Source organism: Aquibium pacificum (genome assembly GCF_040839445.1).
GTDB lineage: Bacteria > Pseudomonadota > Alphaproteobacteria > Rhizobiales > Rhizobiaceae > Aquibium > Aquibium pacificus.
This window is the reverse complement of sequence record NZ_JBDPGJ010000008.1, coordinates 175,721-200,578: the sequence shown is the minus strand read 5'-3', so window position 1 is coordinate 200,578 and position 24,858 is coordinate 175,721. Positions and strand designations below refer to the sequence as shown.

Here is a 24,858-nt window from a genome sequence, read left to right as displayed (position 1 = left end):
GCTGCAGGTCTTTACGCGCGCCGGCGCGCGACTTATGTAGCGTGCCGGCTGCGGCACAGGCGCATGCGACCGGCCGCCATTGCAAGAACCACCCGCGTCCGTAGGCGGGACTGGACAGAAAGGATTTTCATCATGGCTTCCGCCATCTCCCTCTCTTTTCCCGATGGCTCCGTCCGCGAATACGACGGGGCGTTGACCGGTGCCGCGCTGGCCGAATCCATCTCGAAGTCGCTGGCGAAGAAATCCGTCGCCTATGCCCTCGACGGCCAGGTGCGCGACCTCTCCGAGCCGGTGGGGCGAAGCGGCACTGTCGAGATCATCACGCGCGACGATCCCCGCGCGCTTGAACTGATCCGCCACGACACCGCGCACGTGCTGGCGGAAGCGGTGCAGGAACTGTGGCCCGGCACGCAAGTGACGATCGGCCCGGTGATCGAGAACGGATTCTACTACGATTTCTCCCGCAACGAGCCGTTCACCCCGGACGATTTTCCGGTCATCGAGAAGAAGATGCGCGAGATCATCCAGCGGAACCGGTCCTTCACGAAGGAAGTCTGGGATCGCGAGCGTGCGCGCAAGGTGTTCCGCGACAAGGGCGAGAGCTACAAAGTCGAACTCATCGACGCGATCCCCGAGGACCAGGACCTCAAGATTTACTTCCAGGGCGACTGGTTCGATCTCTGCCGCGGCCCGCACATGGCTTCGACCGGCCAGATCGGCAACGCCTTCAAACTGATGAAGGTGGCCGGCGCCTATTGGCGCGGCGATGCCAACAACGCAATGCTGACGCGCATCTACGGCACCGCCTGGGCCGCTCAGGAGCAGCTCGACGCCTATCTCCACATGCTGGAGGAGGCCGAGAAGCGCGACCATCGCCGTCTCGGGCGGGAGATGGACCTGTTCCACTTCCAGGAGGAGGGACCGGGCGTCGTGTTCTGGCACTCGAAGGGCTGGCGCATGTTCCAGACCCTCGTTTCCTACATGCGCCGCCGCCTCGAAGGCACCTACGAGGAAGTCAACGCGCCGCAGATCCTCGACAAGTCGCTGTGGGAGACCTCCGGTCACTGGGGCTGGTACCAGGAGAACATGTTCGCGGTGAAATCCGCGCACGCCTTCACCAACCCGGACGACGAGGAGGCCGACCACCGCGTCTTCGCAATCAAGCCGATGAATTGCCCGGGCCACGTGCAGATTTTCAAGCATGGATTGAAGAGCTACCGCGAACTGCCGATCCGTTATGCGGAATTCGGCAACGTGCATCGCTACGAGCCGTCTGGCGCGCTGCACGGCCTGATGCGCGTGCGTGGATTCACGCAGGACGACGCGCACGTCTTTTGCACGGAGGACCAGCTTGCGGCCGAGTGCCTGCGCATCAACGACCTGATCCTGTCGACCTATGCTGATTTTGGCTTCGAGCAGGTGAGCGTCAAGCTTTCGACCCGGCCGGAGAAGCGCGTCGGCTCGGACGAAGCGTGGGATCACGCCGAGGCCATCATGGGCGAGGTCCTGAAGACGATCGAAGAACAGTCGGGCGGGCGCATCAAGACCTCGATCAACCCGGGCGAGGGCGCCTTCTACGGTCCGAAGTTCGAATACGTGCTCAAGGATGCGATCGGCCGCGAATGGCAGTGCGGAACCACCCAGGTGGACTTCAACCTGCCGGAGCGCTTCGGCGCCTTCTACATCGACAGGGATTCCGAGAAGAAGCAGCCGGTGATGATCCACCGGGCGATCTGCGGCTCGATGGAGCGTTTTCTGGGTATCCTGCTCGAGAACTATGCCGGCCATCTGCCGCTGTGGTTCGCGCCGGTACAGGTCGCGGTCGCCACCATCACGTCGGACGCCGACGACTACGCGCTCGCGGTCGTGGAGAAGCTGAAGGCGGCGGGGCTCAACGCCCGCGCCGACCTGCGCAACGAGAAGATCAACTACAAGGTCCGCGAGCACTCGCTCGCCAAGGTGCCGGTCATGCTCGTCTGCGGCCGGCGTGAGGCGGAGGAAGGCACCGTCAACATCCGCCGCCTCGGCTCGCGCGACCAGCAGTCGATGGCGCTCGGTGAGGCGATCGCGCAACTCGCATCCGAGGCGGTCCCGCCGGACATTCGGCGCCGGCAGGCGAAGGCCGCCTGACGCACGACTTTCCGGGCGGGGAGATGCCGGTCATCCCCCGCCCGCTTCATACGGATGTCATCGAACGCGGGCACAAGCGCGCTCATGCTGCCCCGCTTGCGCACCAGACCGATTCCGTTTCCCGAGCTGTCCTACGCGAACGCCGCCCAGGCGCCGATCAAGCGCTGGGTGATCCGCTCGATCGAGGGCGTTTCGGGCCGCGACAAGTACGCCGCGCTCTACGGGATCTGGAAGACCGAGATCGTGCCCAGCGGCCACCGCATCTTCGGCCGGATGCTGGACCTGATCGGCGTGCGCGTGCGGCATTCAGAATCCTGGCCGCCGGCGATCGCGCCCGGCGTGCCGCTGGTGATCGTCGCCAACCATCCCTTCGGCATCGGCGACGGCATCGCCGTCCTGTCGCTCGCCGAGCAACTCGGCCGCCCGTTCCGCGTGATGATCAATTCCGAACTGCTCAAGGTGCCCGAGATCGAGCCCTATTCGCTGCCCGTCGATTTCTCCGAATCGAAGGAAGCGCTGAAGAACAATCTCCAGGTTCGCCACGAGGCCCTGCGGCTCCTGCGCGAGGGCGTCACGATCGTGATCTTCCCCGCCGGCGGCGTCGCCACCGCGCCCAAGGGGTTCGGCAAGGCGCGCGACCTGCCCTGGAAGATGTTCGCGGCCCGGCTGGTCCAGGACGCCAGAGCCTCGGTGATACCGCTCTATTTCTCCGGCCAGTGCGGCCGGCTTTTCCATCTCGTCAGCCGCCACATGGACCTGACCGCCGACAAGCGGCCGCTTCCCCGGATGATCGGCAACATCTCGCTGACGTTGCGCACCTCGCTTCTCATCAGGGAGTTCGCACGGCTCTCCGGAGAGCCGATCGACGTGCGCATCGGCCAGGTGATCACCTGGAGCGAGATGGAGCCGATCCGCGACCGAAAGGCGCTCCTCGATTTCCTGAAGCACGCCGTATTCTCGATGGCGCCCGCCGTGGTCGAGACCCGGCGCGGTCTCCGGCGCATTCCGCTGCGGCCGGGGAGCCAGAGGCCTGCGAACTGCTGACGCGGGTGGCGTCTACTCGACGGCGGCGCGTTCGCTGCCGTCGGAGCGGATGTCGGCCGCGTCCTCGGACGTGATGACCTCCACGTCCCGGTTCTGGCCAGCCTTCACCTCGAAATCCTTCTGGTAGATCCGGTCGCGGTTCTTGGCGACGACGGCGTAGTTGCCCTCCGCCAGCACCATCGAGGCGAACGGGCCGACGCTCTCGCGCACCACATCGCCCGATTCGGTCAGCACGGACCAGGACGTGTCGGCGATGGCCTCGCCGCCCGAAGCCCGAACCAGTTTCAGCGTCAGCTGTGCCGCCTTGTGCTCGACGGTCGCCTCCGTCAGCTTCCCCGCCTCGACCCGGATGTCGGAGCGGATCACCGCGTTGACGACGCCATAGGTCGAAACGACGTGATAGACGCCGGCGTTCAGCCGCACGATGCTGTTGGGACTGACGTTCGGCACGATCAGGGCGCGATCCCCGTCGGAGCCTTCCGCGGCTTCGTAGATGGAGAATTTCAGCTTCGACGGCGGGATCGGCATGCCGTTGGCCAGCACCGCATCGAGCTTCAGACCGCCTGCCTCGAGGATGAAGTTCTCGCGCTGCTCGTCGTTGCCGACGGTGATGCGCTTGGTGGCGCCGGCCCGACCGAAGGCCGCGTGGACGAGATAGCTCCCCGGCTCCAGCGCGATGACGCGGGTTCCGCCCTGCTCGTCGGCGACCAGGGGCAGCTTGCCGTCGTCGCCCGGTTCGGGGCGGAAGACGCGCCAGATCACGCCCTGGGTCAGTTCCGGCGATTCCGCCGTCAGCTGCGCGGAGAGCGTGACCTGTTTCAGGTTGCCGAGCGCAAGCGGCCGGTCGCCCCGGTCGCCGGTGGCCGGCGCGTAGCCGCTGATGCCGGGCAGGGTGAGCTTGAGATCGGTATCGACCTTGTCTTGCGCCGCTGCGTGAAACGGCGCGAAAACGAGCAGGGCGAATATGGCGCGACGGATGAACAGACTGTATTTTCTCTCTGACATCGGCCCCTCTGACATCGACTTGCCATCAAGCCCAATGCAATGGCAATTTCAAGGCTGCCGGAACGGCGGCTCGCGCCGTGGCTTCCCGTGTTCTCCCGATTTTCAGGATCAGACATTTTGAACGCATCCATCATCGATTTCATGCTCGCCCGCAAGTCCGCGCCCATCCACGAGCTTTCGGAGCCGGGGCCGGGCGAGGACGACATCGCGACCATGATCCGGATCGCCAGCCGGGTGCCCGATCACGGGCGGCTGGCGCCCTGGCGCTTCATCCTCTATCGCGGCGACGCGCGCCACGCGATCGGGGAGAAGCTGGCGGAACTGGCCGAGAGGCGGGAAGGACCGCTGTCGGACGCCCGCCGCGACCAGGAGCGTACGCGCTTTTCCCGCGCGCCGCTGGTGATCGGCGTCGTCTCCTCGCCGAAGGAGAACCCGAAAATACCGGAATGGGAGATGTTCCTGTCGGGCGGCATGGCCGCCATGAACCTGATCGTCGCCGCCAATGCGCTCGGCTACGGCGCGAACCTCATCACCAACTGGTACTCCGGCCTCGAGGAGGGCCGCGCGATCCTCGGGCTCGCGCCGCATGAGAAGGTGGTCGGCTTCGTTCATATCGGCACGCATTCCGGCGAGATCATGGAGCGCCCGCGGCCCGATCCGGCCGCGCTCGTCAGCGACTATTCCGGCCCGTGGCAGGGCTGAGATGTTCTACGAAGCGGCCAGGGGCCACGGGCTGCCGCACGACCCGCTGAAGGCGATCGTGTCGCCGCGGCCGATCGGCTGGATCTCCAGCCGCAGCGCGTCGGGAGAGCTGAACCTCGCGCCCTATTCGTTCTTCGGCCCGCTCTCCAGCCGGCCGATGCTCGTCTGGTTTTCGTCGGAGAGCGAGAAGGACAGCTTTTCCATTGCGCGTGAGACGGGTGAATTCGTCGCCAACCTCGCCTCCCGCGACCTCGCCGAGAAGATCAACGCCACGTCCGTCGACGCGCCGCGCGGCACCAGCGAATTCGGCATCGCGGGGCTGACGCCGGCGCCTTCGCGCCTCGTCTCGGCTCCGCGCGTCGCCGAGGCCCACGCGGCGCTGGAATGCAAGGTCACCGACATCTTCCTGCCGAAACTCCTGTCGGGCGAGCCGGCCGGCGGACTGGTCGTCGTAGGCCAGGTGATCGGCGTCCACATCGACGATGCCGTCCTGACCGACGGCCTGTTCGACTACGCCAAGGCCGGCAATCTCACCCGTCTCGGCTACCACGACTACGCCGCGGTCGGCGAAACCTTCCAGATGCGCCGGCCGCGATGGGGCCGCGACTGAGGGGTCGACGTTTTTTGGCGGTTGGGTCCCATGTTCGTTGCACGAAACTGAGACAGAACTGGGAATTCTGTTTCAGGGTCCGCTTCCGACGCCATTCCGGTCGCGCAGCTTGATTTGCCCGCGGCACAAAAAATGCCATTCGAGAGGCATCCGGATTTCGGCTTGAACGGGGCCGAGAACGAACCAGCAGCTTCCCGCTTCTGATCTTTGATGGCGGACCTTCGAGATGGCGCCAGCATCGCCCGGAGCTGTCCGGGATCATATCTATGACCGGGCACGCTAGTTGGGATACGGAATCGGTACCGGGCAGATCTGCCCGATGCATGTGCCCGGCGGCCGTGTCGGCCGGGGCGGTTTCGAGGGTCGCGTCGGGGCGACCGGACCTTCGTCCGGACCCGGGATGATGATCGGGCCGGCGGGCGAAGGCGCGGGCATTTTCCGGATGACGGGCGGGGCATCGGTTCCGTCCCGGCCCGCGCCAGACGGCGTGCTCTTCGCCAATGGTTTCGCCGTAGCGCCGACCGGGATGCGCTGCCGGGACGCGGCGCCGGAAGGCGTCGCGGCACTGCGGAAATCAATGCGCGGCGATGCCATGGTTGCCGTGGCATCGGCGGGCATCGCCGACGATGCGCCGATGCCGCTCGCGCCGGCTGACGCGAAGACGAGCATCGAGAACAGCGTTGGGAGTGCTTTCATCATCCTCGCGCGCCTTTGGCGGATCGCGTCCGTGGTTTGAGCCCATGCACGCTGCCATGAATGTGCGGCGACCGGCCCCGATCGGCCAGTCCGGAATCTGGACCGGTCTCGCGGCCGGCCGTCCCGGATCAATGTACGAGCTTGGGCTGCGCGGAGAACGGGCTCAGGCCCAGCCAAATCTGCATCGTGCTCGCAAGCGCCGGATCGCCGTCGAGCTGGACCCGGTCGCGCACATCCTCGACACGCGTCAACCCCATCCAGATGGCGGTCATGGTGCGAAGATCTGTCGTCACCCACAGGTCGACGTCGTAACCGGGATCCGTGGAGCACAGGTCGATCTCGGCCAGGGGATCGACGACCAGCCACCAATGGCGTCTGGCTTCCGCCAGCTCGGGGTATTTGAAATTGACCACCATTCGCCGCTCGGGCAGGGGCGATGGATCGAAATTGCGCCGCATGTCCCACATCAGAAGCGACGGATCGAGGTTTTTCAGAGTGGCCTGCGTCTCGATCCACTTTTGCCCCCAGATGCCGAACGCCTCGACGACCGCATGCAGGTCGCGGCCCGCCGCGGTCAGGCGGTATTCCTGCACGGCAGGGTCATCCGGTGCGGGCGCGCGCACGACAATCCCCGCGACCTCGAGCTCCTTCAGCCTTTGCGACAGAAGGCTTGGCGACATGCGCGGCACGCCCCGCCGCAAGTCGTTGAACCGGGTCGAACCGGCCACCAGTTCGCGGACAAGAACCATCGTCCAGCGCGTGCAAAGTGTCTCGGCCGCCATCGCGACCGGACAGAACTGTCCGTAGCTGCCGAGCGTCATGGTGCGAACTCCTTCCGAAAAAACTGCAACTGCCCGGCACAGCTTAGCACGGTTGGCTCCAATCGGCGCGAAAACGGCCGATTCAGTTTCAGGACTAGCTGCCCGCCGGATAAGCGCGCAGCCTCGGGGTTCATCGCAATCCAACTGGAGCATCGCCATGACCATTGTTCTCAAGACGCTGAGCGGCGGAACCGCCGAAGTCCCGGACGCGAAATTGATCGGCCTCAGGAACGCACTGCGCGGCAGCCTGATCGGCGCCGAGGATCCCGGCTATGACGAGGCCCGTGCGGTTTGGAACGGCATGATCGACAGGTGTCCCGGACTGATCGCCCGTGCGCTGGATACCAACGACATCCGGCTTGTCGTAAACTTCGCGCGGCAGAACGGCCTTCTGCTGGCCGTCAAAAGCGGAGGCCACCAGATTGCCGGACATGCGGTGGCCGACGGTACGCTGCTCCTGGACCTGTCGCAGATGCGGGGCGTGAAGGTGGACGGCGAGGCCGCGACCGCGACTGTCGAGCCAGGTTGCCTTTTGTCTGACGTCGATCAGGAAACCCAACGCTATGGCCTCGCCGTTCCGCTGGGCATAAATTCGACCACCGGCGTTGCCGGCCTGACCCTAGGCGGTGGCTTCGGCTGGATCACGGGCAAGCACGGCCTGACCATCGACAACCTGCTTTCGGCTGAAGTCGTGTGCGCCGATGGCGAGGTGCGTGTGGCCAGCGCCACGAAAGACGCGGATCTTTTCTGGGCCATCAGGGGCGGCGGCGGCAATTTCGGCGTCGTCTCCTCGTTCGTGTTCGCGCTGCATCCGATCGGTCCAGAGGTGCTGTCCGGTCTGATCGTGCATCCGATCGCCGACGCACGGGAACTCCTGCAAAGCTATCGCGATATCTGCGCCCGCGCGCCCGACGAACTGACAGTCTGGGCGGTCATGCGGCAGGCGCCGCCGCTGCCTTTCATTCCGGAGGCCTGGCATGGCAAGGAGGTTCTGATCTTCGCCGCGTGCTACGCGGGCGACATGACGCAGGGCGAAAAGGCGCTGAAGGAGCTGCGTGACCTCGGCAATCCGATCGCCGACGTAATCGGTCCGCACCCCTATGCGGGCTGGCAGCAGGCCTTCGATCCACTGCTGACGCCGGGCGCGCGCAACTACTGGAAAAGCAACGACTTCCTGGCCCTGCATGACGATGTCATCGATGCTACTCTCGCGGCGACAACGGCACTGCCGGATCCGCAATCCGAAATCTTCATCGCCCATCTCGGCGGCGCCATGACCCGCGTCGAACCCGCCGCCACGCCGTTTCCTCAGCGAAAGCGTCATTTCGTCATGAACGTCCATACGCGGTGGTCGGACCCGGCGCTGGACCAGTCCTGCATCGCCTGGGCCCGCGACCTTTTTGACAAGACGTCCCCCCATGCCGCGGGCAGCGTCTACGTCAACTTCATGCCGTTCGACGACGACGGCCGGATGTCGGAAGCGTATGGCCACGGCATCGAGAAGCTAAGCAGGATCAAGGCGAAATACGATCCCCACAACCAGTTCCGCTTGAACCACAACATCGAGGTTCCGGAAGGCACGAAGCTGCCGACGTGACGGCCTTCCGCGTTCGTCTCCTCGTCTGGCGCGACCGGGCGAACGACGGCGAACGCGTCCTGCCCCGCTGTTTGGTGCTCAAGGGGAGGGGAGATGATCTCAAGCCGATTGCAGACCGAATCCATTTTAGGAGACAGGCTATGACAACGAACACGACAGGCACGGTCACACGCGGGCTCCTGACCGCCGCAGTCTTCGGCCTGGCATGGCTGCCAGCGCAGAAAGCCGAGGCGATCAACACGACGGTTGGCGATGCGCTGGGCGCCCGCGCGATGTCGAATTGCATGCTCGACGACGGCAAGATGCGCACGAACGGCGATCAGGTCGTTTGTTGCACCCCCCGGTTCTGCGTGGCGTGCAAGGATGACGAGGATTGCCGGGTCTGGTCCAACGACAAGCTGAACAACCGTGTGTCTCGCCCGACGCGTTCCGGCGGGACCACCAACGCATCCGAACCGGATGTCGCGCCTTCGCGAAAGAACCGCAACCAGGGAGCCGCACCGAAAGCCGGTGCAATAGAGTGATCCGGCAAGCCGGCATGTCGGTAGCCGAAGCGAGCTTGCGGGCGATTATTCCAATCGATTGGCCATGTCCGGCAACTGTCGGCGAGTATTAATTTGGGGACGCAGCGAAGTCGGTCTCTACGGACGAGTCGGGGACGCAAAGCTGGCGAGCTAAGGAGCAAGGCAGCGCTCACATTGGGGCGTCTGGTTCGATCACCACCGTGATCGCCGACAACGTTCCGCCCCAACACCCCACCGCCGACGATTGGCGGCAGCACCCCCACCTTCGTCATCCCAGGGCGAAGCCGGAGCGGTAGCGGAGGCGCAGACCCTGGGATCCATGTCTGAGAATCGCGGTGGCGTGAGGCTGTGCCGGAGACCGCCCTCGCCGCCACGCTTGAGGCGTTGCGGAGCCGCTCGCGTCCTCCCCCACCTCACGCGTTACCACTTCTCAGGCATGGATCCTCGGCTCTCCCTTCGCTTCGCTCCGGTCGGCCGAGGATGACGAAGGAGGCGGCTGCCGGCGTGGACGTGACCGGCGCCGACCCCAGCCGGATCAACGGCTTCCCCGAATTCCATCCACGCGCCCGCGACCGACGCCACAATATCCGGTGAGCGAAAGGATGGGCCATGGACGGGCGTGCGGCAACGGGAGACGAAAGGATGCTTCGGCGCGTCATCGCGCTGCTTGTCTCGTTCGCCGCCCTGGCCGAGCGGGCCGCCGCGAGGTCCGCGCCGGTCCGCTGGTTCGTGCTCCTCATCTTGCGCCACGCGGAGGCGATATCGGAGAATTTCGTCTTCGAGGCGGCGCGAATGCCGTCACCGGCGCTGGAAGGGATCGCAGTGGTCGGCAACGATCCTGACGACGCGCTCCGCCTTGCCGCGCGGTTCTACGCGCTCGCGGCCGCGCTCTGCGCCCTGTTGCCCCTCGACGGCCTGTTTGGCGGGCGGGATGGGCGGCGCGGCCCGGCATCGGGTCGCGTCGGACCGGACTCGGGCTGCCCAGCGCGCGGCTGGACGCGGAAGGCGAACGACACGTCGTAGGGCAGGGCGCGCGGGGCGGACGACCGGTCATGGCCCCGATGGCGAAAAACATCCGCCTGGAAAACGCCGGCTCGACGCCGACCGGCGCGCTCGGTGCTGTCCAGACCGCTGCGACAGTCGAAACCCTGTGTCCGGATCGTCAGATACGCTCCTCGCCGCCCGCGACGGGGCCGCGAATCCGCGCAATCATAGTGGCCGCGCCGCCCGATCCAGCCAGGCGCGGTCTTCGCCGCCGAGCATCGGCCCGATCTCGGCGAGCACCCGCGCGTGATAGGCGTCAAGCCACGCCCGCTCCTCCACCGTGAGCAAGTCCGGGTCGATCAGGCGGCGGTCGAACGGGGCGAGCGTCAAAGTCTCGAAGGCATGCATCGGCTTGTCGCCGCCGGGGATCGTCTCCGGCTCGGTTACGACGATGAGGTTTTCCAGCCGGATACCGTAGTGCCCGGCCTTGTAGTAGCCCGGCTCGTTGGAGAGGATCATGCCGGGCAGCAGCTTCTCCGTGCCCGTCTTGGCGATGCGCTGCGGGCCCTCGTGCACGGAGAGATAGGCGCCGACGCCATGGCCGGTGCCGTGTCCGTAGTCGAGGCCGGCCTTCCACAGTGCGAGACGGGCGACGGCGTCGATGTCGGCGCCGCGCGTGCCGGCGGGGAACTTTAGCAGCGAGATGCCGATCATGCCTTTCAGCACCAGCGTGTAGCGCTCGCGCATCTCCCCGCTCGGCTGCCCGATCGGGACAGTACGCGTGATGTCGGTCGTGCCGTCCTGGTACTGCGCTCCTGAATCCACCAGGAACAGTTCGCCTTCGCCGAGCGTCCGGTTGGTCGCCTTCGTGACGCGGTAGTGGATGATCGCGCCGTTCGGTCCGGCGCCGGAGATCGTGTCGAAGGAAATGTCGCGCAGCGGCATCTGGGCTTCCTCGCCCGCCCGGCGGCGCGCCGCCTCCAGTTCGCTGACCGCGCCGATCTCGTCAACGCTGCCCGGCTGCTGGCGGTCGAGCCAGGCGAGATAGCGCGTCACGGCGGCGCCATCGCGGCGATGGGCGGCGCGGCTGCCGGCGAGTTCGGCCGCGTTCTTCGTGGCGCGCGGCAGGCGCGCCGGATCCGCCATCCTGACGACCTTGCCGCCATTCTCCTCGACCAGCATGCGCAGCTTTTCGGCGGCAAGCCCGTGATCGAGCCCGATCGCCGCGCCCGCCGCGGCGAGCCGCGCAATCTCGCCATCGAGTGCGGCGGGGTCCTTCAGGTCGGCAAGTTGGGTCAGATAGGCCTTCACCTTCATCGGTAGCTTGCGTTCGTCCATGAACAGCGTCGGCCGGCCTTCGGCGGACAGCACCGCGAAGCCCAGCGCCAACGGCGTGTGCGGCACGTCGCGGCCGCGGATGTTGAAGGCCCAGCACAGCGAGGCGGGGTCGGTGAGCACGCAGTGGTCGGCTCCGTCCTTCGCCACGATGGCGGCCAGCTCGGCGAGCTTTTCCTTGGCAAGGCGCCCGGCGAACCGCTCAGGATGGATTTCCACCGGCTCCAGCGGTGGTGCCGGCTGGTCGTCCCAGATCGCGTCGATCGGATTGCGCTCCACCGCAACGAGCGTGCCCTTGCGCTTTGCGACTGCCTTGCGCAGTGCGGCGGCGTCGCCGATCGTGTGCAGCCACGGATCGAAGCCGAGCCTGGTCCCTTCCAGCAGGTTCTCGGCGATCCACGCAGGGGGAGGGGTATCGACGAGGCTCTCGACCGCGAACAGTTCCGGGTCCACCTGCCCGGCCGCCTGCAGCGTGTAGCGCCCGTCGACGAAGAGGTGGGCGCCGTCGGCCAGGATCAGCGCCACTCCGGCCGAGCCGGTGAAACCCGTGATCCAGCGCAGCCGCTCGGCGCGTGCCGGCACGTACTCCCCCTGATGCTCGTCGGCGCGCGGCACGAGGAATCCGTCGATGCCCTCAGCCCCCAGCCATTCGCGCAGCCGCGCCACGCGCGGCGCGGCATGCGAGGGATCGGAAACGGCTTCGAAGGTCTGGAACATGTCTGGCTCGGACTATCCGGTTGGATGCGGCGCGACCCTAGTCGTGCCGGTGCGAACGCGCAACGGCCCACAGTATGGGGGAATCGGAAGGGAAATAGGTCGTGCAGCGACGCACAAAATTCATTTCGCACATGCGAACAGTGCATGGGTGGCATGCATGATCGGTGCTGGTAAAATGGGTCAGTGATCCTTACCTTCCGATGCGTGGAGGACAGAAACTTCCAACACGAAGGATTTTCGAGATGGCACAACAGACCGGATTTTTCCGCAACGCGGTCGGCGCACTCGTCGAGGCGCGCCAGCGTCAGGTGAACCGCTACGTCAACGGCGCCCTTCTCATGCTCGACGACGAGACGCTGAAGTCGCATGGCTACGACCGCAACGAGCTGAAGAAGCAGGGCGGCGCGTACTACATGTTCTGAGTTTTCGCGCGCGGGCCTCGGGGCGAGCCCGCTGCTGACGAAGAGGCGGTTTCCTCCGGGGAGCCGCCTTTTTCATTGGTTCCATGGTCACCCGCGCTTCAGGTGAATCGTCACCCACTCGCCCTTCACCAGCGTGCGGACATGGCGGAACCTCTGCCCGGCATACGCGGCTAGGACCGCGCGGCGCTGGCGCGTCAGGATGCCCGACAGGATCAGCGATCCGCCCGGCGCCAGCTGTCTCGCCATCTCGGGGGCGAGGCTCATCAGCGGCCGCGCGAGAATGTTGGCGACGATCAGGTCGTAGGGCGCGCGCGCGGCGATTGCGCGATGGGAAAAACCCGTCGCTGTGACCGCGTCGGCGAAGGACGCGACGCCATTGGCGCGGATGTTCTCGCGTGCGACCTCGACCGCGACGGGATCGATGTCGGTTGCGAGCACCGGGATTCGGGCGAGTTTTGCAATCCCGATCGCCAGCACCGCGCTTCCAGCGCCGAGGTCCAGCGCGTTGCGCGGACGCTCCCGCCGCGCGACGCGCTCGATCGTCTCCAGACATCCCGCCGTGGTTCCATGATGACCCGTGCCGAACGCCAGCCCCGCCTCGATCTCGATGGCAAGGTCGTTGGCTCTGATCTTGTCGCGGTCATGGCTGCCGTGCACGAGGAAACGCCCGGCGCGCACCGGCTTCAGCCCTTCGAGCGACCTCGTCACCCAGTCGACGTCGGGCAGGGGTTCGACCTCCACGATTACCGAGACGCCGTTTTCGCCGAGCACGTAGTCGGCGCGCTCCCTTTCTGCCGCGCCGTCTCCCTCGACATAGAGTTCCACGAGTTCGATGCCCCGCGCCTCGTCGAGATCGGTGATCCCGACCGGGTAGCCGTTCTCCTCGAATTCGCGTTCGAGAAGGGCATAGATGCGCCGTGCGTCCGCGCGAGGCGCGGTGATCGAAAGCTTTGCTTGCGGCAAGAACGAGGTCTCCGGGTCGGGCGGAATGCCAGGGTGGGGAGGGCGTGAGGAGCCCGCTCAGCCTTCCTTTTCCAGCCGCTTCAGCTTGGCGATCGCCGTGTCGGGGTTCTCGCCATAGGCGATGGTGCCGAAGAAGTCGCCGTCGCGGCCGAGCAGCAGGATGGAGGCGGTGTGGTCCATCGTGTAGTCGCCGCCGTCGAGCGGCACTTTTCGGGAATAGATGCCGAAGGATTTCGCCATCACCGCCACCTTGTCCGGCTCGCCGGTGATGCCGGTGATGCGGTCGGAGACGTTGGACACATAGGAATCCATGATCTCGGGTGTGTCGCGCTCCGGGTCGATGGAGACGAAATAGGCGCGGATGTCCTCGCCTTCCGATCCGAGCTGCTTCAGCCAGCCGTCCATCTCGTAGAGCGTGGTCGGGCAGACTTCGGGGCAATGTGTGAAGCCGAAGAATACGGCGCTCGGATTGCCGCGAAAGGCTGCTTCCGTGATCGGTTCGCCCTTATGGTCGACCAGCGCGAACGGCTCTCCGAACGGTTCGCCGCCAAAGGTGGTGCGGTACCAGTCGAAGGTGAGCCAGCCGACCGGGGCGGCGACGAGGACGACGATACCGACGATTATTCCACGCATCATGACTGGTCAGGCTTTCGTTCTTGGCGGGCCGGCGCTCAGAAGCACCAGGAGAGGCCGGTCTCGGCGAGCGTGAGCAGCATCCGCGGCCCGCTCTCGACCCACATCGCGAACGCCGCGCCCGTCGCCGCCGCGAGGGCGAAGAGCGCAAGGCCGGTCCGGACTGCAAGGCGCGTGGACATGCTGGGGTTCGTTTCGGGCGACCATCGTTTCTGCCGGCGAACATAATGCGTGGCGGCGCCGAGCGCAAAGGTGGCCGAGTGTCGCTGCGCTGGCTGACTTGCATGGCCCGCGCCGCCGCCCCATTTGCGATCCTGAAGAATCCTCGGGAGAATATTGATGGTCAGAACTTTCATCGCCGCCGCCACCGGTCTCGCCGCGTTCGGCCTGGCGGCGTCCGCGTCGGCGCAGGAGGTCGGCGAGATCGGCGTCGACTGGCTTGGCAACGACATCATCATCGAGGCGATCCACGATCCCAAGGTCGAGGGCGTCACCTGCCACGTCTCCTATTTCGAGCGCGGCATGATCGACCGGCTGCAGAAGGGCAACTGGTTCGAGGATCCCTCCAACACCTCGATCGCCTGCCGCCAGACCGGGCCGATTCGGATCGGCGACATCGACCTCGGCAAGGACGGCGAGGAGGTCTTCAAGCAGGGCATCAGCCTGATCTGGAAGAAGCAGGTGGTGAACCGCATCTACGACCGGCAGAACGAGACGCTGATCTACCTCTCGCACTCGCGTCAGGTGCAGGACGGCTCCGCCAAGATGGCGATCTCCACCGTGCCGCTCTACGGCCAGCAGGTCGAGTGGACCGAGGGCAGGCCGGAGTAGAGGGAACAACTTCCCGCCCCCACCCTCGTGGTTCGCCCTTTGACAGGCTCAGGAAGCTCACCATGAGGGTGGAGGCTGCCCCGCGCTCTCGCGGTGACCATTTCGAACCGGACCCGGTCTTACCGGAGCTTGTATTGTTCACGACCATGTCCTCCAAGGCGGTGAAGTGACCGCGATGCTCCTCTCGCCCTCATGGTGAGCTTGTCGAACCACGAGGGCGACGGACCGGGCTACTCCCTCCCGCTTGCCGCCTTGCCCGGCGCCCGCTAGTGCTCGGCCATGGCCGAGGATCTCCGCTTCACCGACCCCGAACCGCGCATTCACCCCACCGCCGAGCTGAAGGGCTGCCGGCTGGGGCGCTACGTGGCGGTGGCCGAGCGGGTGATCCTGCGCGAGGTGTCGGTCGGCGATTTTTCCTATTTCGAGCGCCATGCCGAAGGCATCTACACGCAGATCGGCAAGTTCTGCTCGATCGCGGCCAACACGCGCATCAACGCGCTGGAGCACCCGCTGGAACGCGCGACCACGCATAAGATCAGCTACCGGCCCAACGAATATTTCCGCTATCTCGGCGTCGACCAGGATTTTCGCGAGCGGCGCCGAGCCAAGAAGGTGTCGATCGGAAACGACGTGTGGATCGGCCATGGCGCGGTGATCCTGCCCGGCGTGACGGTCGGCGACGGCGCGGTGGTCGGGGCGAACGCGGTGGTGACGAAGGACGTTTCTCCCTATTCGATTGTCGGCGGAGCGCCGGCGCGAGTGATCCGCATGCGCTTTGCCGACGATGTCGTGGAACGGCTGATGCGGCTTGCCTGGTGGGACTGGCCGCTCGAGCGGCTGTTCGAAGCCGTGCCGGACATGCAGGCGCTGGAGATCGGGGCGTTTCTGGACAGGTGGGAAGGGCGGTAGGGCACGCGCGTGCCCTGCCAGCCGGCATTGCGCCATGTGCTTCGCCCTCAGCCGATCATGCCGACCACGTCGTCGGTGCGGCGCACGTCGCCGAAGGTGGCCGCGACGTTGATCAGCGCCGCCACGTGCTCCTCATCGGTCACGGCCGCGTTGGCGTCCTCCACGAAGACGACCCGGTAGCCGATCATCATGGCGTCGCGCGCCGTGCTTTCGCAGCAGCGGTTGGTCAGCGTGCCGCAGATGATGATGTGGTCGATGCCGCGCGAGCGCAGCACCATGTCGAGCGTCGACGCGCCTTGGATGAAACAGGAGAAGCGGTTCTTCGACACGTGCAAATCGCCCGGTTCGACCGCGAGCCCGTCGGCGAGCCCGTGCCAGGGCGAGTTCTCGCTGAGCGCCGCCAGTAGCCGTGCGCCGCTTTCGGGCGTGTTGAAATGCTCGAAGAACACCGGCCACGGATGCGCGCCGGTTTCGTCGGTGAGCGTCGTCCTGATCCACACCAACGGCGCGCCGGCCGCGCGGCAGGCGGCGGCGAGGCGGTTGACGTTGGCGATGATGCCGCGCGCCAGCGGCACCTCCACCGGCGCGCCCTCGGCCACGAAGGCCTTCTGCATGTCGACCACGATCAGCGCCGTGCGGGCCGGGTCCAGCCGGTCGAAGATCTCGAAGCGTCCGCGCCGGCGGGCGATTTTCTCGCGGAAGGTGTCGGGGATGGTGACGCTGTGCATGGGGTAAGGGATGCCACGCGGGGCAGGGAGGGGCAAGGGCGTGCGCCGACGCGCCGCGCGGCGGTGTTTTTTCCGCCCGGCTCATCGGATCCGACAGAAGAAGACGTCCGCATGGACCGGCGCGTCATGACGTGTCGGGCGCGCGATATGACCAGCCGCCGGTCGCGGCCAGGCTGAGAAGGGTGAGCGGCGCGGCGGCTTGCCGAGCGGCATCGCGACGGATGGTCCGGGCGTGGAGATCGTCGAACCGATCGTCCGGTGGAAGCAGAGCGCAAAGCAACGCGGCCAGCGTGCGAAAGCGCCAGGCGAGCACTGCCGCGTCGTCGGACCGGCAGCCGGCTTGCGGATCGTCCGCGAAGCAAGACGACCAGTCCAGCCCTGTCGTTTCGGCGAGGTAGCGCAAGGCCACACCCTCCGCATGGCGAAGGATGGTGAGCACGAGCCAGCGCACGGGAAGCGACCGGCCGGCGGCGCGCTCGGCCAGACCGGCGAAAGAGACGAGCAGCGCGATGATGCGCCTCAGCGTCTTTTCGTGCAGTCCAGCGTCCATGCATACGTCTCCTCGACTGCCGCCATGGTGGGGCAATGCCAGAGGGTGTGGACGGAATTCGCGGAAGGGATTGATTTCATTGGGGGAGGGCGGGGGGTTGTGCACGACGGCGTGCGTCCTCCCTCCCTTCTCCCACAAGGGGAGAAGGAGCTCCGCGCGATCCTGCATGGAACGGAACCATCTCGCGAGGCGTCCCCCTCTGTCCTGTCGGACATCTCCCCCACGAGGGGGGAGATCAGCCGTCGCGTCGTCCTTCGCCAACCTTGGAGATTGCAGGAGAGGCGGCAATATCGAAGCTGCCGATCTCCCCCCTCGTGGGGGAGATGTCCGACAGGACAGAGGGGGGCGCCTCGCGCCGGCTTCTCCGCCTTCGACACCTTCCTCTGCCCCAATCATTTCTACTCGAAACCTATCCGAGCCCTCCTCTCCTCCGATGGTCGTACGCCGACAACGAACGAAGGCCGACAGAATGGACTGGCGCAGGCAAGCGGAAGGAGACACGCTAGTGCAGATATAGGCGCTGCGCGCCACGCTCGCCGAACCTCACCGCCGCTACATGCGCTTCGTCAATCATCGCGGGCGAAGCAACCGAAGTTCACACCGAGAACGAAGATATCGTTTCCTTCATCTGTCAAACGCGTGACTTTTTAGCCAAGCGACCGAGTCAAAAATGTTCGGATCAATTGCTGTAAGCAGAGGGAAACGACCGGCTACGAGTATAATACAATGGATATCAGCCACTTAGGTTGTCACAAAAAGGACACTGAACTGACACCTTGCGGTTATCGGGCGCCAATATAGAATCAGTCGCTGGGTGTTCTAGTAAACCGCCCACCCAGCCCACCTAACCTTACGGAGGTGTGGGCCATGGAATCGAAAGTTCATGAAGCGAAGATAAAGTTGACGTCCGATACGGTAAACCGTCTTGCGATCAGCTGTGTAGTCGTGGGGGTAATTACGCCGGTTGCGGGCGCGCTATTGGGGATTGCCTCGGTTCCGGTATCTGTGTTTGCATTCGCGACAGGTAGTTTTTTCATCGCGGGCGTGCTACTACATTTATGGGCGCGGCGGATTCTTGATAGGCTTAGCGAATGACGAGCATTCAGGTTTTCGGCCTTATTGTCATTCCGCTTGTAGTTGTTGCGGCCGCGAGTGCGGGATTGGCTGTCGAGTATGGACGACGAGGCCGGAAGGAACGGAACTAATCTCAGTAACCTTGCTCACACCCCCTTCACAAACCCGTCCAGCACCCTCTTCTGCCCGGCTTTATCAAAATCGATCGTCAGCTTGTTGCCCTCCACCGCCGCCACGTTGCCATTCCCGAACTTCATGTGAAAGACCCGGTCGCCGACCTGGAAGGCCGAGGGGGTGTCGGAGACGGACTTGGCCACCAGCTCGCCCTCGATGACGCGGCTCTTGACCGAACCGGCTCCGGCGCCGAAGCCGGAGTCGGGTTCGCCGTAGCCGATGCGCTCCACCGCGTGGCCGGAGCGGGTGCCCCAGTTGCGGTCGGTGGCTTCGGTGCGGTTTTTTTGGGCGCGGGCCCAGCCGGGGGTGGCGTAGGTGTTGGAGAAGGCGCCGGACGGGTTCGACGTGCCGCGCGCCCCCTCATCCGGTCCGCTGCGCGGACCACCTTCTCCCCGTTGGGGCGAAGGGGAGAAGGAATCGAAGCGCGAGGCGCCGTAGGGATTCTGCCGGCCGGCGCCGCCGCGACCGCCTGCGAAGGAGCCTCCGCCGAAGGAGCCGCCGTAGCCGCCATAGGAATTGCCGGCTTCGGCCACCTCGACATGGGCTTCCGGCAGTTCGTCGAGGAAGCGCGAGGGGATGGTGGATTGCCACAGGCCGTGGATGCGGCGGTTGGAGACGAACCAGATGTGCAGGTTCTTCTTGGCGCGGGTGAGCCCCACATAGGCCAACCGCCGCTCCTCCTCCAGGCCCGAGCGGCCGCCCTCGTCGAGCGCGCGCTGGTGGGGGAAGAGGCCTTCCTCCCAGCCGGGCAGGAACACGGTCTCGAACTCCAGCCCCTTGGCCGAATGCAGCGTCATGATGGAGACGGCGTCCATGGTCTCGTCCTGCTCGGCGTCCATGACCAGCGCCACGTGCTCGAGGAAGGAACGCAGGCTCTCGTAGTCCTCCATGGAGCGGATGAGCTCCTTGAGGTTTTCGAGCCGCCCCGGCGCCTCGGCCGACTTGTCGTTCTTCCACATGTCGGTGTAGCCGCTCTCTTCGAGAATGGTCTCGGCGAGCTCGGTGTGCGGGGTGTTGTCGAGCGCTTCCTGCCAGCGGGCGAAATTGGCCGCGATCTCGCGAAGTGCTGCGCGCGGCTTGGGCTTCATCTCGTCGCTCTCGGCGAGCTTTCGCGCGGCTTCCAGCATCGGCACGCGCAGTGCGCGAGCGGCGTCGTGGATCTGGCGGATGGCGGCTTCGCCCAGCCCGCGCTTCGGCACGTTGACGATGCGCTCGAAGGCGAGGTCGTCGGCGCCCTGCGCCACCACGCGGAAATAGGCCATGGCATCGCGGATTTCGGCGCGCTCGTAGAAGCGCGGGCCGCCGATGACGCGGTAGTTCAGGCCGAGCGTGACGAACCGGTCCTCGAACTCGCGCATCTGGAAGGAGGCGCGCACCAGGATCGCCATGTCGTTCAAATGCAGGCCCTGGCGCTGGTGCTGCTCGATCGCCTCGCCGACCGCGCGGGCCTCCTCCTCGGAGTCCCAGCCGGCATGCACCATGACCTTGGCGTCCTCGGGATCGGCCTGGTCGGTGAACAGCGTCTTGCCGAGCCGGCCCTCGTTGTGGGCGATGAGGTGCGAGGCGGCCCCCAGGATATGCGCGGTGGAGCGGTAGTTGCGTTCGAGCCGGATGATGGTCGCGCCGGGAAAATCCTTGTCGAAGCGCAGGATGTTGTCGACCTCGGCGCCGCGCCAGCCGTAGATCGACTGGTCGTCGTCGCCGACGCAGCAAATGTTTATTTGCTGCGTCGGTTTGTCTTTGCTCGCGGGCTGTGCCGCGCCTTCCGGCGCGGGCCCTCCGCGGGGGCCTCGCACGCGCTCGGTCGGCCGGTCGGCCGCTCGGCCTTCGGCAGGCGAGGGCGCCTTCCCCTTCTCCCCATTCACGGGGAGAAGGTGGTCCGAAGGACCGGATGAGGGGCCGGAACCATCCTCGCCGACATCAGCACCGCCCCTCATCTGCCTGCCGGCATCTTCTCCCCGTGAACGGGGAGAAGAAGGCTGCTTCGGCCGCTGCGCGAGCAGCCTCAGCCACATGTACTGGGCGGTGTTGGTGTCCTGGTACTCGTCGACGAGGATGTACTTGAACCGGCGGTGATACTCCTCCAGCACGTCGCGGTGGTCGCGCAGGATGCGGATGGGGTGGAGCAGGAGGTCGCCGAAATCGCAGGCGTTGAGCGTCTTCAGCCGCTCCTGGTAGGCGGCGTAGAGTTCGCGGCCCTTGCCGTTGGCGAAGGCGCGCGCGTCGCCCTCGGGGATGTCCTTGGGCGCGAACCCCTTGTTCTTCCAGCCGTCGATCATCTGCGCGAACTGGCGCGCCGGCCAGCGCTTGTCGTCCAGCCCCTCGGCCTGGATCAGCTGCTTGATCAGGCGGATGACGTCGTCGGTGTCGAGGATGGTGAAGTCGGAGCGCAGCCCGGCGAGTTCGGCATGGCGGCGCAGGATTTTCACGCCGATGGAGTGGAAGGTGCCGAGCCAGGGCATGCCCTCCACCGCCGAGCCGACCAGCACGCCGATCCGCTGCTTCATTTCGCGTGCGGCCTTGTTGGTGAAGGTGACGGCGAGGATCTGGGAAGGGTAGGCGCGGCCGGTGGCGAGGATGTGGGCGATGCGGGTGGTCAGGACCCGCGTCTTGCCGGTGCCGGCGCCGGCCAGCACCAGCACGGGGCCTTCGGTGGTCTCCACCGCCAGCCGCTGCTCGGGGTTGAGGCCGGAAAGATAGTCCGGCGCCTGTTGCTGGCGCGCCGCCATGGCGCGCGCGGCGATGCCGGAAGGACCGGCGGGCGCTGCGGCCGGGCGGGGCGGACCATCGTCCTCGTCGAAGAACGGCATGTCGGGGAAATCGGACATGCCCCGGAATGTAGTGATTCGGGGACGAAAGGCCAGCAAGGGGCGCCGTTTCGTTCCACACGATCCGGCGATTGACCGGCGGCATCCGTCCGTCATAGTCTCGGGCCAGTGGCTGGCGCAGCCCGCAGCCCGCACCCCGCCAGGGGAATTGCGAATGCGCCGCAGGACGATCCTTTCCCGGTTCAATCGAAGACGGCGGAGGACATCGGCAAGGCGGGCACCGGTTCTCCACTCCGCCGCCGACGAAGGATCGGACAATCATGCGTACCCATCAAGACGCCAAGGCGATGGCGAAATCGCTGCGCGACACGCTTGCCGAGCGGGGAGTGGAGATCGCCCATTCCGCCGCGCTCGAAATCGTGGCGAGACAGTTCGGCTTCGACAGCTGGAACATCCTGTCTGCCAGGATCGACAGGGACGCCGCGCCGCGCGGCGACGGGCCGGCGTTCGAGCCGGCCGTGCCGATCCTTCGCATTTTCGACGAGGCGAAGGCGCGCGAGTTCTACGAGGGCTTTCTCGGCTTCCGCATCGACTGGGAGCACCGCTTCCATCCGGGGGCGCCGCTCTACTGCCAGGTGTCGAGCGGCGCCCTGACCATCCATCTGAGCGAGCACTCGGGCGATGCCAGCCCGGGCGGCAACATGGTCGTTTATATGACCGGCGTGGAGGCGTTCCAGAAGGGCTTGATCGCCAAGGACTACAAGTACAACCGCCCGGGGCTGGAGCGCCAGGACTGGGGGCTCGAATGCACCGTGATCGACCCGTTCGGCAACCGGATCAGGTTCATGGAGCGTGGTTCGACAAGCTCACCATGAGGGGGGCTGGTGGAACGCTGGTGGTTCGATGGTGCGTGGTTCGACAGGCTCACCATGAGGGGATCTGGTGGACCGCTGATGATCTGACTATGGCAGACTAACGGAAGGCGGAACTCAAGAGGCCCGCTAAGAAGGATTCAGTGGCTCCCAACCTCGGTGGACCGGTCCACCGGGTCTCCTCATGGTGAGCCTGTCGAACCACGCACGGCGGTCACGAGCCCACCGGACCACCCCCCCTCAGGCCGCGCCGTCCTTTTCCTCGCGCAGGTTGGAGATGACGCGGCGGTTCTGCACCTTGCAGGCTGTGTCGGCGCAGTCGCGCACGACGCGCTCCTTGCCGTAGCCCTTGGCCCACATGCGGTCGCGGGCGACGCCGCCGGCGGCGAGGTAGTTCATGACAGCCTCGGCACGCCGCCGCGACAGTTCCACCATGGCAGCGTCGCCGCCGGGATCGTCGGCGAAACCCTGCAGCTTGACGAGCCAGTGCGGGTATTTCTGCAGCCAGGCGACCTGGTTGTCGAGCGTCATTCTGGCGGTCTGGTCGAGCTCGGCCGAGCCTTGCGCGAAATAGGTCCGGCGGCCGACGTTGAGGATGAAATCCTCCTCGCTGCCCGGCTGGACGTTGGCGAAGCCGGCCGCAGGCGCGTTGGTGACGTCGGGCACCGGCGGCTCCAGCGTGGTGGTGGAGCAGCCGGCGAGGAAGACGAGCACAAGCGCGGCGAAGAGCCGGCGCCACGTTCCGAAGACAGGGGGCATGTCGGCTCAGCTCTTCTTCGGCGCGTTGTCGGCGATGTGCGGCAGGACCTGGACCGCGGTGCCGACCGGGCAGCGCTGGTAGAGGTCCATGACGTCCTCGTTGAACATGCGGATGCAGCCCGACGAGACGTCCTTGCCGATGCTCCAGGGCTCGACGGTGCCGTGGAAGCGGTAGCCGGTGTCGGCGCCGTCGCGGTGGAGATAGAGCGCGCGGGGTCCGAGTGGATTGTCGGGCGCGCCTCCTTCGATGAACTGCGGCAGGCCGGGCTTGCGCTCGTGCATCTCCGGCGGCGGGGTCCAGCGCGGCCACAGGGCCTTGCGCGCCACGTTGGCGCGGCCGTACCACTTGAAGCCTTCCTTGCCGACGCCCACGCCGTAGCGCACCGCCGTCTGGTTCTCGATGATCAGATAGAGGAAATGGTGCTGGGTATCGACGACCACCGTGCCGGCCGGCTCGGCCGAGAAATACTTGACGATCTGCTTGTGCCAGACCGGGTCGATGACGTCGAAATTGGTACGTTTCCAGTTCACGCCATTGTCGATGCCGGTCCCGGCATACCAGGATTTCTTCGTGGCTGCCCGGGCCGGAACGCCCATCGCCGCCGTGGCCGCCAGCGCCAGGCCGCCGGCCAGCACGTCACGCCGCGTCACATTCATCTCGATCCCCTCCGACGATGACCCTGGGGAGCTTATAGAACCGATTCCGTAACCTTCCAATGTCGAAGTTGCAGGCGCTATGTTACGTGTGGGGGCTTCCGGAAAGGCGCCCGGGGTGCTTATTGCGTCTCCCATGATCGCACCGAAGGAACTGAGGGTCTCGAAGGATCGCCGCCTGCTGACGGTGAGCTTCCCCGACCATGCGCCGATCGAACTCGAAGCGGAGATGCTGCGGGTGCTCTCGCCCTCGGCCGAGGTGCAGGGCCATTCGCCCGAGCAGCGGGTGACCGTGCCCGGCAAGCGGGAGGTGGCGATCCGTAAGCTCGAGCCGATCGGCAACTACGCGGTAAGGATCGGTTTCGACGACGGCCACGACACCGGCATCTTCACCTGGTCCTACCTCCACCAGCTCGGCCACGAGAAGGCCGAGCGCTGGCAGTCCTATCTCGACGAGCTTCAGGAGAAGCGGCTGAGCCGCGATCCCCGCTGAGCGGTCATTTCTTCTTTCGCGCCTTATCCGACACGTTCAGCGCGACTGCAGAGCGGATCAGCGCCTTGAAGGCGTCCTCGTCGACCGTGCCGCCCTCCAACAGGTCGATGGCGCGGCGCGCATTGCCCTCGAGACTGGCGTTGAAGAGGTTTGACGGATCGTCCAGCGCCGCGCCCTTCGCGAACGTCAGCTTCACCTTGTCCCTGTAGGTCTCGCCCGTGCAGACGATGCCGTCATGTTCCCAGACCGGCACACCGGACGGGTTCGACGGCTTTACCCACTTCACTGTCTCGACCATTTCCGGATCGGCCTGCCGGATGAGGTTTCTCAATCGCGCGAGGAGCTCCCCGCGCCAGCCGCCGAGCGCGGCGATCTTGGCGTCGATCAGTTGGCCGGGCGTGGTGTCGTGGTCCATGTGTTCGCCGTTCGTCTTCATGAAGTCGGCTCTTCTGCGTCAGGCGTCAGGTCGCATCGCGAGAGCAAGGCCGGCATTTCGCAGAGGCGCGCGGACGGCTCTGCGGCGCGGAAAAATACGTTCAGCGCTCCCTGCTGCCGTCGCGATCGCCGAAGCCGATTTCGTAGGACACGCTGCCCGAGATGCGGATGTCCCAGTTTCCCACGCGGATGCTGCCGGGCTCGCTGCCCGCGGGCAGGGCATCTCCGGGCTCGGCCAGTGGCTGCGAGGCAAGCGGCGCGATGGAGCCGGTGGTCACGCCGGGCAGGGCGTCGTCGTCCGCCGCCTTCTGGTCGTCGGCGAAAGCCGTCGCGCAGGAAAGGGGCAGCAGGATGAGTGCCAGGATTTTCCGCATAGGACCCTCCTCGTGGACGGACGATGTTTGCGTCCGGTCATGCCGGACTGTCAA

26 protein-coding genes and 2 pseudogenes are annotated in these 24,858 nt (G+C 65.9%); 14 read left to right on the top strand and 14 right to left on the bottom strand.

Going from position 1 to position 24,858, the window contains the following annotated elements; genetic code table 11:
- Positions 1 to 132 precede the first annotated feature (132 nt).
- Together thrS and ABGN05_RS27155 are read left to right on the top strand one after the other, a co-directional pair.
- Entirely contained in the window at positions 133 to 2,130 is a 1,998-nt protein-coding gene (gene thrS / locus ABGN05_RS27160; RefSeq protein ID WP_367957160.1) for a threonine--tRNA ligase, read from the top strand.
- Positions 2,131 to 2,217: 87 nt separating this feature from the next.
- Positions 2,218 to 3,174 (top strand): lysophospholipid acyltransferase family protein, encoded by a 957-nt coding sequence (locus ABGN05_RS27155; protein ID WP_367957199.1) that lies wholly within the window; start codon positions 2,218 to 2,220, stop codon positions 3,172 to 3,174.
- Positions 3,175 to 3,186: 12 nt separating this feature from the next.
- On the opposite strand, the gene ABGN05_RS27150 is transcribed toward ABGN05_RS27155, so the two are convergent.
- A complete protein-coding gene (locus ABGN05_RS27150; RefSeq protein WP_367957159.1) occupies positions 3,187 to 4,179 on the bottom strand; it encodes an RgsD C-terminal domain-containing protein in 993 nt (330 codons plus the stop codon).
- A 117-nt stretch (positions 4,180 to 4,296) separates the two neighbouring features.
- On the opposite strand from ABGN05_RS27150, the gene ABGN05_RS27145 reads away from it, so the two are divergent.
- From ABGN05_RS27145 to ABGN05_RS27135, 3 genes are all read left to right on the top strand, one after another.
- Positions 4,297 to 4,881 carry a nitroreductase family protein gene (locus ABGN05_RS27145; protein WP_367957158.1) on the top strand — a complete coding sequence of 195 codons (585 nt, stop codon included), beginning with the start codon at positions 4,297 to 4,299 and terminating at the stop codon, positions 4,879 to 4,881.
- Between the two features lies 1 nt (position 4,882).
- Positions 4,883 to 5,491, top strand: coding sequence for a flavin reductase family protein (locus tag ABGN05_RS27140; protein WP_367957157.1), 609 nt, complete (start codon positions 4,883 to 4,885; stop codon positions 5,489 to 5,491).
- A 283-nt stretch (positions 5,492 to 5,774) separates the two neighbouring features.
- Positions 5,775 to 6,227, top strand: coding sequence for a hypothetical protein (locus tag ABGN05_RS27135; RefSeq protein ID WP_367957156.1), 453 nt, complete (start codon positions 5,775 to 5,777; stop codon positions 6,225 to 6,227).
- A gap of 88 nt (positions 6,228 to 6,315) precedes the next feature.
- Here ABGN05_RS27135 and ABGN05_RS27130 read toward each other — a convergent pair whose 3' ends face one another.
- Entirely contained in the window at positions 6,316 to 7,008 is a 693-nt protein-coding gene (locus ABGN05_RS27130) for a winged helix-turn-helix transcriptional regulator (protein ID WP_367957155.1), read from the bottom strand.
- 157 nt (positions 7,009 to 7,165) lie between these two features.
- Here ABGN05_RS27130 and ABGN05_RS27125 point away from each other — a divergent pair, with 157 nt between their 5' ends.
- The 3 genes from ABGN05_RS27125 (at position 7,166) to ABGN05_RS27115 (ending at position 10,152) form a co-directional block, all read left to right on the top strand.
- The gene (locus ABGN05_RS27125) at positions 7,166 to 8,605 is read left to right on the top strand and encodes an FAD-binding oxidoreductase (RefSeq protein ID WP_367957154.1); all 1,440 of its coding nucleotides are present in this window, start codon (positions 7,166 to 7,168) and stop codon (positions 8,603 to 8,605) included.
- Positions 8,602 to 9,129, top strand: a complete 528-nt coding sequence (locus tag ABGN05_RS27120) for a hypothetical protein (RefSeq protein WP_367957153.1) — start codon at positions 8,602 to 8,604, stop codon at positions 9,127 to 9,129. Before ABGN05_RS27125 ends, ABGN05_RS27120 begins: the two co-directional genes overlap by 4 nt.
- 642 nt (positions 9,130 to 9,771) lie before the next feature.
- Positions 9,772 to 10,152 carry a hypothetical protein gene (locus ABGN05_RS27115; protein ID WP_367957152.1) on the top strand — a complete coding sequence of 127 codons (381 nt, stop codon included), beginning with the start codon at positions 9,772 to 9,774 and terminating at the stop codon, positions 10,150 to 10,152.
- 186 nt (positions 10,153 to 10,338) lie between these two features.
- On the opposite strand, the gene ABGN05_RS27110 is transcribed toward ABGN05_RS27115, so the two are convergent.
- Positions 10,339 to 12,165, bottom strand: coding sequence for an aminopeptidase P family protein (locus ABGN05_RS27110; RefSeq protein ID WP_367957151.1), 1,827 nt, complete (start codon positions 12,163 to 12,165; stop codon positions 10,339 to 10,341).
- 242 nt (positions 12,166 to 12,407) lie between these two features.
- Here ABGN05_RS27110 and ABGN05_RS27105 point away from each other — a divergent pair, with 242 nt between their 5' ends.
- Positions 12,408 to 12,587, top strand: coding sequence for a hypothetical protein (locus tag ABGN05_RS27105; RefSeq protein WP_367957150.1), 180 nt, complete (start codon positions 12,408 to 12,410; stop codon positions 12,585 to 12,587).
- Between the two features lie 87 nt (positions 12,588 to 12,674).
- On the opposite strand, the gene ABGN05_RS27100 is transcribed toward ABGN05_RS27105, so the two are convergent.
- Genes ABGN05_RS27100 through ABGN05_RS27090 form a run of 3 tightly spaced genes read right to left on the bottom strand, consistent with a single transcriptional unit; the run spans position 12,675 to position 14,365 of the window.
- Entirely contained in the window at positions 12,675 to 13,550 is an 876-nt protein-coding gene (locus tag ABGN05_RS27100) for a 50S ribosomal protein L11 methyltransferase (protein WP_367957149.1), read from the bottom strand.
- Positions 13,551 to 13,607: 57 nt separating this feature from the next.
- Complete coding sequence (locus ABGN05_RS27095; protein WP_367957148.1) at positions 13,608 to 14,186, bottom strand: SCO family protein; 579 nt, start codon at positions 14,184 to 14,186, stop codon at positions 13,608 to 13,610.
- Positions 14,187 to 14,221: 35 nt separating this feature from the next.
- The gene (locus ABGN05_RS27090) at positions 14,222 to 14,365 is read right to left on the bottom strand and encodes a hypothetical protein (RefSeq protein WP_367957147.1); all 144 of its coding nucleotides are present in this window, start codon (positions 14,363 to 14,365) and stop codon (positions 14,222 to 14,224) included.
- Between the two features lie 157 nt (positions 14,366 to 14,522).
- Here ABGN05_RS27090 and ABGN05_RS27085 point away from each other — a divergent pair, with 157 nt between their 5' ends.
- Positions 14,523 to 15,014 carry a CreA family protein gene (locus ABGN05_RS27085; protein WP_367957146.1) on the top strand — a complete coding sequence of 164 codons (492 nt, stop codon included), beginning with the start codon at positions 14,523 to 14,525 and terminating at the stop codon, positions 15,012 to 15,014.
- 279 nt (positions 15,015 to 15,293) lie between these two features.
- Positions 15,294 to 15,923 (top strand): DapH/DapD/GlmU-related protein, encoded by a 630-nt coding sequence (locus tag ABGN05_RS27080; RefSeq protein ID WP_367957145.1) that lies wholly within the window; start codon positions 15,294 to 15,296, stop codon positions 15,921 to 15,923.
- 47 nt (positions 15,924 to 15,970) lie between these two features.
- On the opposite strand, the gene ABGN05_RS27075 is transcribed toward ABGN05_RS27080, so the two are convergent.
- Both ABGN05_RS27075 and ABGN05_RS27070 read right to left on the bottom strand, forming a co-directional pair.
- Complete coding sequence (locus ABGN05_RS27075; RefSeq protein ID WP_367957144.1) at positions 15,971 to 16,651, bottom strand: isochorismatase family protein; 681 nt, start codon at positions 16,649 to 16,651, stop codon at positions 15,971 to 15,973.
- Positions 16,652 to 16,775: 124 nt separating this feature from the next.
- Complete coding sequence (locus tag ABGN05_RS27070; RefSeq protein ID WP_367957143.1) at positions 16,776 to 17,201, bottom strand: hypothetical protein; 426 nt, start codon at positions 17,199 to 17,201, stop codon at positions 16,776 to 16,778.
- Between the two features lie 867 nt (positions 17,202 to 18,068).
- Here ABGN05_RS27070 and ABGN05_RS27065 point away from each other — a divergent pair.
- Positions 18,069 to 18,296, top strand: coding sequence for a hypothetical protein (locus tag ABGN05_RS27065; RefSeq protein ID WP_367957142.1), 228 nt, complete (start codon positions 18,069 to 18,071; stop codon positions 18,294 to 18,296).
- Between the two features lie 125 nt (positions 18,297 to 18,421).
- Here ABGN05_RS27065 and ABGN05_RS27060 read toward each other — a convergent pair.
- Positions 18,422 to 20,293: pseudogene (locus ABGN05_RS27060) on the bottom strand (ATP-dependent helicase); the annotation flags it as partial.
- Positions 20,294 to 20,419: 126 nt separating this feature from the next.
- Positions 20,420 to 21,277: pseudogene (locus tag ABGN05_RS27055) on the bottom strand (ATP-dependent helicase); the annotation flags it as partial.
- Between the two features lie 260 nt (positions 21,278 to 21,537).
- Here ABGN05_RS27055 and ABGN05_RS27050 point away from each other — a divergent pair.
- Positions 21,538 to 22,092 carry a glyoxalase superfamily protein gene (locus ABGN05_RS27050; protein ID WP_367957141.1) on the top strand — a complete coding sequence of 185 codons (555 nt, stop codon included), beginning with the start codon at positions 21,538 to 21,540 and terminating at the stop codon, positions 22,090 to 22,092.
- A 237-nt stretch (positions 22,093 to 22,329) separates the two neighbouring features.
- On the opposite strand, the gene ABGN05_RS27045 is transcribed toward ABGN05_RS27050, so the two are convergent.
- Both ABGN05_RS27045 and ABGN05_RS27040 read right to left on the bottom strand, forming a co-directional pair.
- Positions 22,330 to 22,848, bottom strand: a complete 519-nt coding sequence (locus ABGN05_RS27045; RefSeq protein ID WP_367957140.1) for an OmpA family protein — start codon at positions 22,846 to 22,848, stop codon at positions 22,330 to 22,332.
- A gap of 6 nt (positions 22,849 to 22,854) precedes the next feature.
- Positions 22,855 to 23,505 (bottom strand): L,D-transpeptidase, encoded by a 651-nt coding sequence (locus tag ABGN05_RS27040; protein ID WP_367957139.1) that lies wholly within the window; start codon positions 23,503 to 23,505, stop codon positions 22,855 to 22,857.
- Between the two features lie 133 nt (positions 23,506 to 23,638).
- Here ABGN05_RS27040 and ABGN05_RS27035 point away from each other — a divergent pair, with 133 nt between their 5' ends.
- Positions 23,639 to 23,995: a gamma-butyrobetaine hydroxylase family protein gene (locus ABGN05_RS27035; protein WP_367957138.1), complete on the top strand. Its 357-nt coding sequence runs from the start codon at positions 23,639 to 23,641 to the stop codon at positions 23,993 to 23,995.
- 4 nt (positions 23,996 to 23,999) lie between these two features.
- Here the strand turns inward: ABGN05_RS27035 and ABGN05_RS27030 are convergent, their stop codons facing one another.
- Complete coding sequence (locus tag ABGN05_RS27030; protein ID WP_367957137.1) at positions 24,000 to 24,431, bottom strand: DUF1801 domain-containing protein; 432 nt, start codon at positions 24,429 to 24,431, stop codon at positions 24,000 to 24,002.
- A 100-nt stretch (positions 24,432 to 24,531) separates the two neighbouring features.
- A complete protein-coding gene (locus tag ABGN05_RS27025) occupies positions 24,532 to 24,804 on the bottom strand; it encodes a hypothetical protein (protein WP_367957136.1) in 273 nt (90 codons plus the stop codon).
- Between the last annotated feature and the right edge of the window lie 54 nt (positions 24,805 to 24,858).